Raw genomic sequence first — 14,461 nt, 5'->3', positions numbered from 1 at the left:
GATCTCCCGTCTCCGCCCATCGAGGGGGCGCGGGGAACGCGCAGCCATGCCACCCTTTCACCCGAGCATGCCGCACGACCCGACCTACCCGCCGCTGGATGTCCCGAAGCCGGTCGCCGAGGCCGCCTGGGTGGTCGACAGCGGGCCGCAGCGGGTGCTGGGCCTGCCGCTGCCGATCCGGATGACCGTGCTGCGGCTGGCGGATGGCGGGCTGTGGCTGCATTCGCCGGTGGCCCTGACGCCGGCGCTGGCGGGGGCGCTGCGGCTGCTGGGGCCGGTCCGCCACCTGGTCTCCCCGGGCACCGCGCATTGGGTGCACCTGCCAGCCTGGCAGGCCGCCTTCCCCGAGGCGCGGCTCTGGGCGCCGCCGGGCGTGGTGGAACGCGCGCGCCGCCAAGGCATCGCGCTGCATGCCCATGGCGTGCTGGGCCCGGCATCGCCGCCCGACTGGGCGGAGGAGATGGTGCAGGACCTGCTGCTGGGCGCCGGCTTCGTCGAGGTGGCCTTCCTCCACCGCCCGACGCGCACCCTGGTGCTCTGCGACACGGTGCAGGCGATGGAGCCGGCGCGGCTGCCCTGGGGCATGGGCCTGCTGGTGCGGGCGCTGGGCGCCGCCGGCCCGCGCGGCGGCACGCCGCGGCATGTCCGGCTGGTGCTGGCCCGCCACCGCGCCCACAACCGCGCCGCCGTCCGGCGCCTGCTCGCGCTCGACCCCGCGCGGGTGGTCTTCGCGCATGGCGCCTGGTTCGAGCGGGATGGCGCCGCGCGGTTGCGGCAGGCCTTCGCCTGGCTGGGCTGACGGCAGGGGCTGCCGGACCGATCCGCCGGACCGATCCGTCGGGGCGGCCGCCATCGCGGGCACCGGTGCCGCGCCGCGGCGCCATCGGCGGCACCGGAGCCGGGACCAGGCGTGCCGGCGCAGGGACGGGGCCGCCGCGGGGACGTGACGGCGGGGCGGAGTTCGGGAAAGCTGCCGCCTTCCCGCCGGAGACGCCGCCCATGTCCCACCTCGTCCATCGCAGCCTGCGGCAGGACCCGCCCCTCGCCCTGCGGGGGGAGGGGATGCTGCTCTATGGCCAGGACGACCGACCCATCATCGACGGCTCGGGCGGCGCGGCGGTCGCCTGCCTCGGCCATGGGCATCCGAAGGTGATCGCCGCCATCAAGGACCAGCTCGACCGGCTGGCCTATGCCCATACCGCGCTGTTCTCCTGCGAGAGCGCGGAGCGGCTGGCCGAGGTGATGGTCGGGCATGCGCCGGGCGGGCTGACGCATGCCTATTTCTGCTCCTCCGGCTCGGAGGGCAACGAGGCCGCCCTCAAGATGGCGCGGCAGTATTTCCTGGAGATCGGGCAGCCGCAGCGCACCCGCTTCATCGCCCGGCGGCAGAGCTACCACGGCAACACGCTCGGCGCGCTCTCGGCCAGCGGCAATGCCATGCGGCGGGCGCCCTACCAGCCGCTGCTCTCGCCCGCCTTCAGCCATGTCTCCCCCTGCTACGCCTATCGCGACCGGCGGGACGACGAGTCCGAGGCGCAGTATGTCGCCCGCCTGCTGGCGGAGCTCGAGGCCGAGTTCCAGCGCCTCGGTCCCGACACCGTCATCGCCTTCGTCGCCGAGACGGTGGTCGGCGCCACGCTCGGCTGCGTCGCCGCGCTGCCCGGCTATTTCGAGGGCGCGCGGGCGATCTGCGACCGGCATGGCGCGCTGCTCATCCTCGACGAGGTGATGAGCGGCATGGGCCGCTGCGGCACCCTGCATGCCTGGGAGCAGGAAGGCATCGGCCCCGACATCCAGGTGGTGGCGAAGGGGCTCGGCGGCGGCTACCAGCCGATCGGCGGCATCCTGGTGCATGGCCGGGTGATCGAGGGCCTGTCGGCCGGCAGCGGCGCCTTCATGCATGGCCATACCTACCAGGCGCATCCGGTCGCCTGCGCCGCCGCCCTGGCGGTGCAGGCGGTGATGGCGGAGGAGGGGCTGCTGGAGAATGTCCGCGCCATGGGCGCGCTGCTGGAGCGGCGGCTGGTGGAGCGGCTGGGCAACCACCGCCATGTCGGCGACATCCGCGGCCGCGGGCTGTTCTGGGCGGTGGAACTCGTCCGCGACCGCGCCACGAAGCAAGTCTTCGACCCCGCGCTGAAGCTGAACGACCGGGTGAAATGGGAAGCCTATGACCGCGGCCTGGCCTGCTACCCGATGGGCGGCACCATCGACGGGCGGCAGGGCGACCATGTGATCCTGGCGCCGCCCTACATCGTCACCGCCGAACAGGTGGACACCATCGTCGCCCGCTTCGGCGATGCGGTGGATGCGGCGGTCGCCGCGGCGGGGTAGGGCGGATCCCAATCCGGTGGGATCACCTGATCGGGTGTAGGTGCCCGTCGATTCGGCTGGTCGGAGCGGTTGCCGCGAGCGATGGCGGACGGAGAGCGCCCCAGGGCGGCCCGCGCCGCCATCGGGCCGCGCGCAACGCCGCGGGCCATGCCTCGCCAGGCCGCCCGGGCGGCCCGCGGCGCCCGCCGCCCGGCTCCGGATGCACTTCGTCACCATATGGCGCCGCTGCCGCCGGCGCCGCGCGCGCAACCTTCCGCGCCGCCATCGCGTTCCGGTCCTGGAAGCCGCTGCAGCATCGCGGCGGCGCTGGAGGACGAGCCATGGACAAGGACCGGATCGAGGGCGCCGCCAAGCAGGCGAAGGGCGCTGTGAAGGATGCCGTCGGCAAGCTGACCGGCGACACGAAGATGCAGGCCGAGGGCAAGGCCGACAAGGCCGAGGGCAAGGTGCAGAACACCGTCGGCGGCGCCAAGGACAAGGCGCGCGACGCGCTCGACCCCGACCGGACCTGACCCGGGGGTAGCCGGCGGCGCGGCACCTTTGCCGCGCCGCCGGCCGCGGCCCCACCGGATAGGCATAGTGGCGGCTTGCGTTCGGCCCTGAAGGCAAGCCGTCCGGGCGCCAGCGACCCCGTAGGATGCACGTCCTGCGGGGCCGTGGTGGGCGACTGCCGCGCCGCCGCCCTGCGGCGGTCAGTCCATCCCGCGCGACAGGATCAGGTGGCCGACGGCGCCGTCCAGCCGGGCCAGCAGGCCGGCCGGGTCGAGCGGCCCGCTCACGCCGTCCACCTCGATCGACCGCAGCGTGAAGCCCTGGCCGGCGAAACCGGCCAGGAACTCCAGGGGGTCGAGGATGGCGCGGGCGGCCGGCTCGTGGAACTCGGTGACGATCGTCACCTCGGGCGAGCGGTCCAGCAGGGCCTGCGCGCCGCGCAGCACCAGCGGCTCCGACCCCTCCACATCCAGCTTGATGAATTGCACCGCCGGCACGTTGGCCAGGTGCTGGTCGAGCGTGCTGCCCCGCACCGTCAGCTCATGCATCCGCCAGGGCCCGCCGTGGTGGCCGGGCTGCACTGATCCGCCGCCCGAGAACTCGTGGTTGAAGCGGAATTGCAGCGCCGCCGGCTCGGCATGCAGCGCCGCCTCCTCGACCTGCACCAGGCTGTCATAGCCGTTGACGGCGATGGACTTGCGCAGCTTGGCGACCAGGCCCGGATTCGCCTCGAAGGCATGGACGCGGCCGGTCGGGCCGACCCAGTCGGCCAGGAGCAGCGTGAAATAGCCGAAATTCGCCCCGGCATCGACGGCGCGCATGCCCGGCCTCACCAGCGGCCGGATCGCCGCCTCGATCCAGGGCTCCCACCGGCCTTCGAGCATGAGGTGGGAGGCGATGCTGACATCGCGCGTGTCCACATAGATGCGGTGCCCGGTATGCAGCCGGGTGATCGCCTCATGGTCGCCGAGATAGGTGGCCTGGCCGCGCGCCAGCTGCTCGATCCGCGCCTCCAGCGCCTGCACCCGGCCGGTGAGCCGGGCGATCTCCCCGGCGGCATCCGCCAGGGGCCCGGCGCGCCCGCCGCGCGGCGGCCGGGGCGCGCCGTCATGGATGCCGAACCGGCGCGGCACGTCCCCGGGCGCCTGGCTCTCCTGCTCCAGCCGGCGCAGCAGCAGGTCCCGGGCATGGGCGAACAGCGCCTCGTCCGGCTGCAGGATCTCGCGGACATGCGCCTCCTCGGCGCGGGTCATCCCCGCTTCCTCCAGCGGCATGCGCTCGGTGACCATCATCCGGCCGATCTCGGGCGGCGCCAGGTCGGGCCGGCCGCGACGGTAGATGTAACCGAGAAGATCCTGGAGCTGCTCGGTGGTGCCGGCATGGATGCGGTCCAGCCGCGCCTTGGCCCGCTGCAGCAGGGTGTCGAGCGAGACGAAGCCGGCCGGGTCGTCGCTGCGGAGGCCGAGGATGTAGAGCTGCGAATGCGCCGCCCGCTCGCCATAGGGGGAGGCGGCCCAGGCGCCGAAGCCGACCCGGGCGGCGAACCGCATCGCATCATCCGTCGGCAGGCCTTCCGCGACGCAGCGTCGGGCGAATCGGTAGGCGCTGAACATCCGCTCGAACGGGTCGCGGAACACGGTGACCGCGTCGAATTCCGGCAGGTCGCGATCCTCCAGCTGGTGGGCGTAGAAATGCCCGGCCAGCAGGTCCATCCTCGCCAGGTCGGCATCGCTGGTCCTAGCGAATTCATGGTGCGTGGCGAAGATCAGGACCTGCGGCCAGCCCTGCTGCAGGGCATGGGTGAAGGCGGTCCCGGCGGTCTTGGGGACATGGATGAAGGCCAGCTTGCGGGACATCCGGTCCGTTCTCCTCGCGCCGCGCCTGGCGACCGGACAACAGCCGGCCAAAGGATGCATACCGTTCCCGCGCATGGGTTGAAAGTGGAGGTCGCGGCTTCTAAGCCGATTGCGTAACCGGAGGGACCGCCCCGATGACCTCGCCGCTGGCGACCGCACGCGCCCTGCCGCGGCATCTCCGCTGGCTGGAGGCCGAGGCGATCGGCATCCTGCGGGAGGTCGCCGCCGCCTTCCGCAACCCGGTGCTGCTCTATTCCATCGGCAAGGATTCCGGGGTGCTGCTGCACCTGGCGCGCAAGGCCTTCGCCCCCGGGCCGCTGCCCTTCCCGCTGCTGCACATCGACACGACCTGGAAATTCCGGGAGATGATCGCCTTCCGCGACAGCCTGCCGGACCGGTTCGGCGTGCGGCTTCTGGTCCATACCAACCGGGACGGGCTGGCGCGCGGCATCAATCCGGTGACGTCCGGGTCCGCCCTGCATACCCAGGTGATGAAGACCGAGGCGCTGCGGCAGGCGCTGGACCTGCACGGCTTCGACGCCGCCATCGGCGGCGCCCGCCGCGACGAGGAGAAGAGCCGTGCCAAGGAGCGGATCTTCAGCTTGCGAAGTCCCGGCCATGGCTGGGACCCGCGGCGGCAGCGGCCGGAGCTGTGGCAGCTGTTCAACACCCGGCTCGGCCCCGGCGAGACGATGCGGGTCTTCCCGCTCTCCAACTGGACCGAATTCGACGTCTGGGACTACATCCTGGCGGAGGACATCCCGGTGGTGCCGCTCTACCTGGCGAAGCCGCGGCCGGTGGTGCGGCGCGGCGGCACCTGGATCATGGTGGATGACGACCGGCTGCCGCTGGCGCCGGGGGAGGCGCCGGAGACGCGCAGCATCCGCTTCCGCACGCTGGGCTGCTACCCGCTGTCCGGCGCCATCGAGAGCACCGCCGCCACGCTGCCGGAGATCATCGCGGAGATGCGCGCCGCCCGCACGACGGAGCGGCAGGGCCGGCTGATCGACCAGGACGAGGACGCGTCCATGGAGCGGAAGAAGCGGGAGGGGTATTTCTGATGCAGGACCCCCCGGCGGGCGATGCGGCCCTCGCGGGCGGGCAGCGCGGACTGCTGCGCGTCCTCACCTGCGGGTCGGTGGACGACGGCAAGTCCACCCTGATCGGCCGCCTGCTGCATGACAGCCAGCGGATCATGGACGACACCCTGGCGGCGCTGGAACGCGACAGCCGGCGCTGGGGCACGGCGGGGGAGGAGATGGACCTCGCCCTGCTGGTGGACGGGCTGGAGGCGGAGCGGCAGCAGGGCATCACCATCGACGTCGCCTACCGCTACTTCGCCACCCCGCGGCGCAGCTTCATCCTGGCCGACACGCCGGGGCACGAGCAGTACACCCGCAACATGGCGACCGGCGCCTCCACCGCCGAGGTGGCGGTGCTGCTGGTCGATGCCCGCAAGGGGCTGCTGACGCAGACCCGGCGGCATGCGCAGATCTGCGCCCTGCTCGGCATCCGCGACCTGGTGCTCGCGGTGAACAAGATGGACCTGGTCGGCTTCGCCGAGGACGCCTTCCGCGCCATCGCGGCCGAGCATGGGTCGCTGGCCGCCCGGCTCGGCCTGCGCGGCGCCTTCGCCGTGCCGCTCTCCGCCCGCGCCGGCGACAACATCGCCCGCCGGTCGGACCGGATGCCCTGGCATGCCGGGCCGACCCTGCTGGAGCTGCTGGAGACCATCGAGCCGGCGCGCGACGATGCCGCGGCGCCCTTCCGCTTCCCGGTGCAATGGGTCAGCCGGCCGGATGCGGAATTCCGCGGTTTCGCCGGCACCGTCGCCTCCGGCGCCGTGGCGGTGGGCGATCCGGTGGTGGTCGCGGCCTCGGGCCGGGCGACGCGCATCGCCCGCATCGTCACCGCCGATGGCGACCTGGACCGCGCCGCGGCCGGGGAGGCGGTGACCCTGGTGCTGCAGGACCAGGTGGACCTGGCCCGCGGCGACCTGCTGGCGCCGCCGGCGGCGCGGCCGGCCGTCGCCGACCAGTTCGCCGCCCATCTGTTGTGGCTGGAGACGGAGCCGCTGCTGCCGGGCCGGCAATACCTGCTGCGGATCGGCACGCAATGGGTTTCGGCCTCGGTCACCGCCATCCGGCACCGGCTGGAGGTCAACAGCGGCGAGAAGGTGGCGGCCCGCCAGCTGGAGCAGAACGAGATCGGCGTCTGCCACCTGTCCACCGGCGCCGCCGTGCCGCTCGACCCCTATGCCGCCAACCGGGCGACCGGCGCCTTCATCCTGGTGGACCGCTTCAGCAATGCCACGGTCGGCGCCGGGATGGTGGATTTCCCGCTGCGCCGCGCCGGCAACGTGCACCTGGAACGCTTCGCGGTGGACCGGCAGGCGCGCGCCGCGCTGGACCACCAGGCGCCGCTGGTCATCTGGTTCACCGGCCTGTCCGGCGCCGGCAAGTCCACCATCGCCAACCTGCTGGAGGTGGAGCTGCACCGGCGCGGCCGCCACACCTACACGCTGGACGGCGACAACCTGCGGCACGGGCTGAACCGCGACCTGGGCTTCACCGAGGCCGACCGGGTGGAGAATATCCGCCGCGCGGGGGAGGTGGCGCGGCTGATGGCGGATGCCGGGCTGATCGTCATCTGCGCCTTCATCTCGCCCTTCCGGGCGGAACGCCAGGCGGTGCGCGAAAGGCTGCCGGCCGGCGAGTTCGTCGAGGTCTTCGTCGACACGCCGATCGAGGAATGCATGCGGCGCGACACGAAGGGCCTCTATGCCAAGGCGAAGGCCGGGCAGCTCCGCAACCTCACCGGCGTCGACAGCGCCTATGAGCCGCCCGAGGCGCCGGAGATCCGGCTGCAGGCCGGCGGCGGCACGCCGGCGGCGCTGGCGGCGGAGGTGATCGCCTTCCTGGAGGCGACCGGGCGGCTGGCGCGCGGCTGACCGCCGGCGCGGATCGCGGCGGAGAGCCGCTTCGCCGCCGGAGCGCGACGCCGACCCGCGGCCGGACCCGGACGCGAGCGGCCGCGGGTCAGGAGACCGCGCGCCGGGCCTTCAGCGCCGCCGCCAGCGTGCCCTCGTCCAGCACGTCGAGCGCGCCGCCGATGGGCACGCCCTGCGCCAGCCGCGTCACCTGCACGCCGGCGGGGCGCAGCCGGTCGGTCAGGTAATGCGCCGTGGTGGCGCCATCCACCGTCGCCGGCAGCGCCAGGATCACCTCCCGCACCGGCGGCTCGGCATCCTCGATCCGCGCCAGCAGGGGCTGCACCGCCAGATCCTCCGGACCCACCCCGCCCAGCGCCGAGAGCGTGCCGCCCAGCACGTGGTACAGGCCGCGATGCGCATGCGCGCGCTCCAGCGCCCAGAGCTCGGAGACGCCTTCCACCACGCAGATCAGCGCCTGGTCGCGCTGCGGGTCGCGGCAGATGCCGCAGGGATTGGCGGCATCGAGGTTGCCGCAGATGCGGCAGGGCTGCACGGCGGCGGCGGCGGCGCGCAGCGCATCGGCCAGCGGCAGCATCGCCTGGTCGGGCTGCATCAGCATCTTCAGCACGGCGCGCCGCGCGCTGCGCCGGCCGAAGCCGGGCAGCCGGGCCAGCAGGCCGATCAGGTGCTCGATGGGGTTGGGGTCGGGCATGTCACCAGGGCTGCGGTGCATGAGGGCCGCGCAACGGCGCCGTCCCTGCCGCCGACGCCGCGGGGAGTGCGGCGGCCCGGACCGGTGTCGTGGCGGCCGGGTGCCGGCGGCGCAGATGGTCCTGGCCGGCACCTGCGGCCGGCGTGGCGGCTGGAGCGGATCGCGGGATGGCATGAACGCCCGGACGCGTGAAGCCGCTCTGGAAACAATGGCCTGGACCGGCTTGCGTGTTCAAGGGAACGCGCAAGCCGGTCCAGAGCGGATCGCGGGAGGGCATGGACGCCCGGACGCGAGACTCCGCCCTGCAATCGATGGGACAGGGCGGCTTGCGCGTTCAGGAGAATGCGCAAACCGCCCTGGGTGCCGGCCGGCCACGTCAGAAGGGAAGCTTGAAGCCGCCGGGCAGGCCGCCCGGGATGTTCAGGCCGGCGGTCGCCTTCTGCATCTCCTCGGCCATCATCGCCTCCACCTTCTGCTTGGCGTCGGCATGGGCGGCGACCAGCAGGTCCTCCAGCACCTCCCGGTCGTCGGCGGTCATCAGGCTGGGGTCGATGGTCACGCGCTTCAGGTCGCCCTTGCCGGTCAGCGAGAGCTTCACCATGCCGGCGCCGGCCTGGCCCTCGACCTCGGTGGCCTCGAGCTTCGCCTGCATCTCCTGCATGCGCGCCTGCATCTGCTGCGCCTGCTTCAGCATGTTGCCCAGGTTCTTCATGGGATCGGCCTAGCCTTCGTCGTCTGGGGGTGGAACATCGTCGAAGCCCGCGGGTTCTTCCAGCTCGGCCGGGGGGATGTCGCCCGGCTCGCTCTCCGGCGCGTCCTCCGCCGCGGCGGGCAGGGCCATGCCGCCGCCCAGGCCATAGGCATCAGCGCCGGCATCGCGCACCGCCTCGATGCTCGCGCCGGGGAAGGCGGCCAGCACGGCCTGCACCAGCGGGTGGCTCTGCGCCACGGCGCGGCGGCCGGCCTCGGCCGCGCGGCCCTGCTCGGCCAGCGTCGGCTCGCCCTCGGCATTGCTGAAGGCGATGGTCCAGCGCTCGCCCGTCGCCTCCTGCAGCAGGGCGGCAAGCTGGGCGGCCAGGTCGCGCGGCGCGGCCGGCAGGGGGCGCAGCTCGAGCCGCCCGGGGGCGACCTTCACCGGGTGCACGCTGTGGACCAGATGCGCGTGCAGCATCGGCTTGCGGCCGGAGGCGATGGCCACGATCTCCCGCCAGGTCGCCGGCTGGGCCCCGGCGGGGGCGGCGACGGCATCGGCGAGCATGGCGCCGCCGCCGCCCATGGCGCGCAGGCCGCCGGGATCCCCGCGCGGCATGGTGGCGTGCGGTGCCCCGCCGCCGCCGCCATTCGGCGCCGGGCGGGGCACGCCGCCGGGCAGGCCGCCGCCGCCCTCGGCCAGCCGCTTCACCAGGTCGCCCGGCGTCGGCAGCTCCGCCACATGCGCCAGGCGGATCAGCACCATCTCGCCGGCGGCGCGGCGGTCCGGCGCCTCGTTCACCTCGGAGAGGCCCTTCAGCAGCATCTGCCAGGCGCGGCCCAGCACGGGGACGGAGAGCTTTTCCGCCAGCGCCGCGCCGCGGGTCCGTTCCGCCTCCGTCAGGGACGGGTCGTTCCGCAGCGACGGCACGCTCTTCAGCCGGGTGAGGGTATGGGTCAGCTCCAGCAGGTCCTGCAGCACCACGGCCGGGTCGGCGCCGCGCTCATGCGCCCGGTCCATCAGCGCCAGCGCCGCCGGCGTGTCGCCGGCCATCAGCGCCTCCATCAGGTCCAGCACCAGGGCGCGGTCGGCTAGGCCGAGCATGTCCCGCACCGCCTCCGCGGTCACGCCGCCCTCCGGCCCCGCCAGCGCGATCGCCTGGTCCAGCAGCGACAGCCCGTCGCGGACCGAGCCATCGGCGGCGCGGGCCAGCATCGCCAGCGCCTCCTCCTCCACCGTCACGCTTTCCTTGCCGGCGATGGCATCGAAATGCGCCCGCAGCCGGTCCTGCGGCACGCGCTTGAGGTGGAAGGTCTGGCAGCGCGACAGGATGGTGGCCGGGACCTTCCGCAGCTCGGTCGTCGCCAGCATGAATTTCACCTGGGCCGGCGGTTCCTCCAGCGTCTTCAGCAGCGCGTTGAACGCCGGCGTCGACAGCATGTGGACCTCGTCCAGGATGATGACCTTGAAGCGGCCCTGGGCGGGGCGGTAGCGCAGCCTCTCCCGCAGCTCCCGCACATCGTCGATGCCGTTGTTGGACGCGGCGTCGAGCTCCTGCACATCCGGGTGGCGGTCGGCGAGGATCGCCCGGCATTCCGGGCAGGTGCCGCACGGGTCGGGCGTCGGGCCGCCGGTGCCATCGGGCCCGATGCAGTTCAGCGCGCGGGCGATGATGCGCGCGGTGGTGGTCTTGCCGACGCCGCGCACGCCCGTGAGCATGAAGGCATGCGCCACCCGGTTCTGCGCGAAGGCGTTGCGCAGGGTGCGGACCAGCGCGTCCTGGCCGATCAGCTCGGCGAAGCTGCTGGGGCGGTACTTGCGCGCGAGGACGCGGTAGGGCGTCGCTGGGGCGTCCAAGACGGTGGTCAGCGGGGCAGGGGGCGGCGACGCGGCCGGCGGAGTCGGCGCGACCGGCGGTGCCGGGGCGGGCGCCGGGCCGAAGGCGTCGCCGAACAGGCCGGGGCCCTCGGGCGGCGGCGGCTCGGGCAGGCCCTCATCCGGGCTGTCGGGCGTGCCGGAGAGCATGGAGGACATCGCCGCGGCGGAATCCTGCTGGAGAGTGGCCCGCCGGGACCTGGGGCGGTGCGCCGGGCGCCCCGGGGCGGTGGAAGGCCGACAAGCGACCCGGGCAAGAACCCGTTACGGCTGCTTCCTTCCGGACCTGACCGGGTTGGCGAGGAGCCCGTCCGCGCCGACCTTCCAAGGGCACCATATCATGCCGCGCGGCCCGCGACGCAAGGCGGCGGCGGGAACGAGCGGGGGATAACCGGCCGGGCCCGACGCCGGCGGGCGAGAAGGCCGGGCGGCCGCGCCGCCCTGGTTGACGGGCCGGTTGCCGGCCGGGGGGCCGCATGGCAGGGTCCGCCCTGCATGCTCTCCATCCCCGCCAGCCGGCCCAACGCCTATACCGGCAGCCCCCTCGACCGCGCGGCGCAGCGCCGGGACGATGCCGCCTGGATCGCCGCCAGCTTGGCCGATCCGGACACGCTCTTCGCGCCGGTCTGGCGCAGCCGCAGCCTGATGAAGGGCGTGGCGGAGGGGACGCCGGAAGCCGTGCTGCTGACCGGCGCGGCCGCCGAATCGGTCCGCATGGCGGGCGGGCCCTGGGCCTTCCTCGGCCTGTGGGAGGAGCGGCCGGTCTTCGCCGTGGATTGTTCCGGCGCCGAGGACCCGCTGCCGTTGCTGCCCGAGGGCATGGGCGCCTTCACCGACCTGCGCGCCGTCGCCGGCCTGCTGCCGGCGGGGGAGGCCAGCGTGCTGGCGCATGCCCGCGGCCTGATGCACTGGCGCACCAAGCACCGCTTCTGCGGTGTCTGCGGCCATGGCTGCGAGCCGCGCTCGGCCGGCCATGTGATGGTCTGCGGCAACTGCAACGCGCAGCATTTCCCGCGCACCGACCCCGCCGTCATCATGCTGGTGGTGCGCGGCGACCATTGCCTGCTGGGCCATTCCCAGCGCTTCCCGACCACCACCATGTACTCGACGCTCGCCGGCTTCGTGGAGCCGGGCGAGAGCCTGGAGGAGGCGGTGCGGCGCGAGGTGAAGGAGGAGGCGGGGATCGAGGTGGGCGAGGTGTGGTACCACTCCTCCCAGCCCTGGCCCTTCCCGTCCTCCATCATGCTCGGCTTCCATGCCGAGGGGCTGAGCGACGAGATCACCATCGACACCGAGGAATTGCGCGACGCCCGCTGGTTCAGCCGCGAGCAGATCCGCGACCCGAAGGCGCATGGCTTCGCCTTGCCGCGCGCGGATTCGATCGCCCGGCGGCTGATCGAGGACTGGCTGTCGCACGCATGATCCGCCTGGTGCCGATCGCGGCCCTGCTGCTGCTGGGCGGCTGCGGGATGTTCGGCGGCGGCGGCCCGCCGCCCGGCGAGGACACGCCGGAGCATCGCGCCTGCTGGGCGGAGTCGCGCAATGCGCCGGAGGTGCGGACCCTGGCGCGCGAGACCAACACCAACAACACCTTCAACCAGACCCGGCTGGAGGGCGAGATCCGCCAGGCGCAGCTGCGGGCCTACCGCAACTGCCTGCGCGACCGCGGGGTGGGCCAGCCGGGCGGCGTGGAGTCGCTGCGCCCGCGCTAGCGCGGATCGCGGGAGGGCGTGGATGCCCGGACGCGAGACTCCGCCCTGCCATCAACAGGATCGAGCGGCTCGCGTGTTCCGAGGGACGCGCGAGCCGCTCTGGTGTCCTGCCCGCTGCGACTGCAGCGGACCAGCAGGCACTGAAAACAAAGGCGAGTGGTCCGGACCGCAGGACGCCACCCGTGGCGACGCATCTCGGATGCGGGACACCAGCGCGGTTGCCGTTCGCCATGGCGCAGGGGAACCGCTCCAGTCATTCGGACCGACGGGCAGCTTCACCCGATCGGGTGAGGCCACCCGGTCGGGATCTGCTCCGGCGGGCGATCCCCCGCCGGTCCGGCGTGGCAGCGCGGCAGGTTCCCCGCCCGACCCGCCGCGCGGGATCAGGCGGCCCGGTTCAGCCGCGGCGGGGCAGCCTTGCCGCGGATCTCGGCCTCCTCGAACTCGGCCGCGGCGATGGCGCGGTCGAGCGCCGCGCGCAGCGCCTTCGCGGTCTCCAGCGTCATCTCCACCCCGGCCCGCGCCCCGGGATCGAGGCGCGTGTTGAGGAAATCGAGCGTGATGACGTCGCCGAGCGGCGCATGCCGCGCATGGTCATAGGCCACCACGGCCTGCGAGAGCGGGAACCACGCCTCCCCGCGCTTCGCCATGCCCTCGGCATCCACGATCTCGATGATGGAGGTGCACATGCAGAACTCTCCTGGACGATGATGCCCGCCGAGGGGCTGCTGCGGGGTGGCCCAACGCCGCGGGGCGGCCACGCCGCCCGCCATCGCCGCCGGGCCATCTGTCGCGGAGCGGATCGACGCTCCGCACTCCGTACCGGAGCAGCTCGCGCGTCCTTCTGAACGCGCGAGCTGCTACTCCTATTGATTGCAGAGGGGAGTCCCGCATCCGGGCGTTCACGCCCTCCCGCGATCCTCCCTAGGCCGCGAGATGCCTGCCGAAGAAGGCGAAGACCTTGCCCCAGGCATCCATCGCCTGCTCCACCCGGTAGAGCGGCCGGTGCCAGTAGTTGAAGCCATGGCCGGCGCCGTCGTAGCGGTGGAACTCGTAGTCCTTGCCGGCGGCCTTCAGCGCCGCCTCGTGCTGGTCCACCTGCTCCGGGCTCGGCGCGCGGTCGTCATTGCCGAAGATGCCGAGCAGCGGGCAGGACAGGTCCTTCGTCATGTCGATCGGCGCGACCGGCGTCTTCGCGTTCAGTTCCTCCGCGCCCATCACCACGCGGCCGCCCCACATGTCCACGGCGGCGTCCACGTCCCGCCGTTGCGACGCATAGATCACCGCATGCCGCCCGCCGGAGCAGGAGCCGTAGATGCCGACCTTGCCGTTGCAGTCGGCCTGCGCCCGCATCCAGGCGACGGCGGCGGCGGTGTCGCCGACCATCTGCGCATCGGGGATGCCGCCTTCCGCGCGCACCTTGGCGGCGACGTCGTCCGGATGGCCCTCGCCCGCCCGCTCGTAGAGATTGGCGCAGATCGCCAGGTAGCCGTGATGCGCGAAGCGGCGGGTGGATTCGATGTAGAGCTCGCTCCAGCCCGGCAAATGATGGATGAGCACGACGCCGGGGAAGGGGCCGGCCCCGGCGGGCCTGGCGACATAGGCGGTGATCGGGGTGCCGCCGTGGCCCGTCAGGGTCACGTTCTCGCAGGTCATGCCTCGGTAGAACGCCATCGATCATCCTCCATCGCCGTGGTTGCCGCCTGGGCCACGCCGGGCCGGCAGGCGCCGGCATTGCCGGGCAGGCTACAGCGGATCGCCGCCGCAAGTGAACGGCCCGCCGGCGCGGCGTGCCGGTTGCGGCGTGCCCGGCGCCGGCCGCCGCGCCGCGGCCGGTAGACGTCGCCGCGCGCCGCG

At 73.4% G+C, this 14,461-nt stretch carries 13 protein-coding genes and 1 other RNA gene; 7 read left to right on the top strand and 7 right to left on the bottom strand.

Annotated features, from left to right (window positions below; genetic code table 11):
* The first annotated feature begins 46 nt into the window (after positions 1 to 46).
* From E2C05_RS20645 to E2C05_RS20635, 3 genes are all read left to right on the top strand, one after another.
* Positions 47 to 799 carry a DUF4336 domain-containing protein gene (locus E2C05_RS20645; protein ID WP_205082923.1) on the top strand — a complete coding sequence of 251 codons (753 nt, stop codon included), beginning with the start codon at positions 47 to 49 and terminating at the stop codon, positions 797 to 799.
* A 200-nt stretch (positions 800 to 999) separates the two neighbouring features.
* Positions 1,000 to 2,334, top strand: coding sequence for an aspartate aminotransferase family protein (locus tag E2C05_RS20640; protein WP_133221546.1), 1,335 nt, complete (start codon positions 1,000 to 1,002; stop codon positions 2,332 to 2,334).
* Positions 2,335 to 2,654: 320 nt separating this feature from the next.
* Positions 2,655 to 2,846 (top strand): CsbD family protein, encoded by a 192-nt coding sequence (locus tag E2C05_RS20635; RefSeq protein WP_133221545.1) that lies wholly within the window; start codon positions 2,655 to 2,657, stop codon positions 2,844 to 2,846.
* 180 nt (positions 2,847 to 3,026) lie between these two features.
* Here E2C05_RS20635 and E2C05_RS20630 read toward each other — a convergent pair whose 3' ends face one another.
* Positions 3,027 to 4,682, bottom strand: coding sequence for an FkbM family methyltransferase (locus tag E2C05_RS20630; RefSeq protein ID WP_158292264.1), 1,656 nt, complete (start codon positions 4,680 to 4,682; stop codon positions 3,027 to 3,029).
* A gap of 134 nt (positions 4,683 to 4,816) precedes the next feature.
* Here E2C05_RS20630 and cysD point away from each other — a divergent pair, with 134 nt between their 5' ends.
* Positions 4,817 to 5,743 (top strand): sulfate adenylyltransferase subunit CysD, encoded by a 927-nt coding sequence (gene cysD / locus E2C05_RS20625; RefSeq protein WP_133221543.1) that lies wholly within the window; start codon positions 4,817 to 4,819, stop codon positions 5,741 to 5,743.
* Positions 5,743 to 7,632, top strand: a complete 1,890-nt coding sequence (gene cysN, locus E2C05_RS20620) for a sulfate adenylyltransferase subunit CysN (RefSeq protein ID WP_133221542.1) — start codon at positions 5,743 to 5,745, stop codon at positions 7,630 to 7,632. Before cysD ends, cysN begins: the two co-directional genes overlap by 1 nt.
* Positions 7,633 to 7,720: 88 nt before the next feature.
* On the opposite strand, the gene recR is transcribed toward cysN, so the two are convergent.
* The 4 genes from recR to ffs all read right to left on the bottom strand — a co-directional run bounded on the left by recR (position 7,721) and on the right by ffs (position 11,218).
* On the bottom strand, positions 7,721 to 8,326 hold the full coding sequence (gene recR, locus E2C05_RS20615; protein ID WP_133221541.1) for a recombination mediator RecR: 606 nt from the start codon (positions 8,324 to 8,326) through the stop codon (positions 7,721 to 7,723).
* A gap of 376 nt (positions 8,327 to 8,702) precedes the next feature.
* Entirely contained in the window at positions 8,703 to 9,038 is a 336-nt protein-coding gene (locus E2C05_RS20610; protein WP_133221540.1) for a YbaB/EbfC family nucleoid-associated protein, read from the bottom strand.
* Positions 9,039 to 9,047: 9 nt separating this feature from the next.
* Positions 9,048 to 11,042, bottom strand: a complete 1,995-nt coding sequence (locus E2C05_RS20605) for a DNA polymerase III subunit gamma/tau (RefSeq protein WP_133221548.1) — start codon at positions 11,040 to 11,042, stop codon at positions 9,048 to 9,050.
* A gap of 78 nt (positions 11,043 to 11,120) precedes the next feature.
* An RNA gene (ffs, locus tag E2C05_RS20600) (signal recognition particle sRNA small type) lies at positions 11,121 to 11,218 on the bottom strand.
* Between the two features lie 169 nt (positions 11,219 to 11,387).
* Here ffs and nudC point away from each other — a divergent pair.
* A complete protein-coding gene (gene nudC / locus E2C05_RS20595) occupies positions 11,388 to 12,314 on the top strand; it encodes an NAD(+) diphosphatase (RefSeq protein WP_133221539.1) in 927 nt (308 codons plus the stop codon).
* Positions 12,311 to 12,604 carry a phosphoribosylamine--glycine ligase gene (locus E2C05_RS20590; RefSeq protein WP_158292263.1) on the top strand — a complete coding sequence of 98 codons (294 nt, stop codon included), beginning with the start codon at positions 12,311 to 12,313 and terminating at the stop codon, positions 12,602 to 12,604. The genes nudC and E2C05_RS20590 overlap by 4 nt, the downstream gene beginning before the upstream one ends.
* A gap of 383 nt (positions 12,605 to 12,987) precedes the next feature.
* Here the strand turns inward: E2C05_RS20590 and E2C05_RS20585 are convergent, their stop codons facing one another.
* Both E2C05_RS20585 and E2C05_RS20580 read right to left on the bottom strand, forming a co-directional pair.
* A complete protein-coding gene (locus E2C05_RS20585) occupies positions 12,988 to 13,293 on the bottom strand; it encodes a DUF6295 family protein (RefSeq protein ID WP_133221537.1) in 306 nt (101 codons plus the stop codon).
* A 235-nt stretch (positions 13,294 to 13,528) separates the two neighbouring features.
* The gene (locus E2C05_RS20580) at positions 13,529 to 14,278 is read right to left on the bottom strand and encodes a dienelactone hydrolase family protein (protein WP_133221536.1); all 750 of its coding nucleotides are present in this window, start codon (positions 14,276 to 14,278) and stop codon (positions 13,529 to 13,531) included.
* Positions 14,279 to 14,461 lie beyond the last annotated feature (183 nt).

It is taken from the genome of Paracraurococcus ruber (genome assembly GCF_004353985.1).
Taxonomy (GTDB): domain Bacteria; phylum Pseudomonadota; class Alphaproteobacteria; order Acetobacterales; family Acetobacteraceae; genus Paracraurococcus; species Paracraurococcus ruber.
Note: the sequence above shows the minus strand (reverse complement) of the source record. Positions and strands in the feature narration are given on the sequence as shown.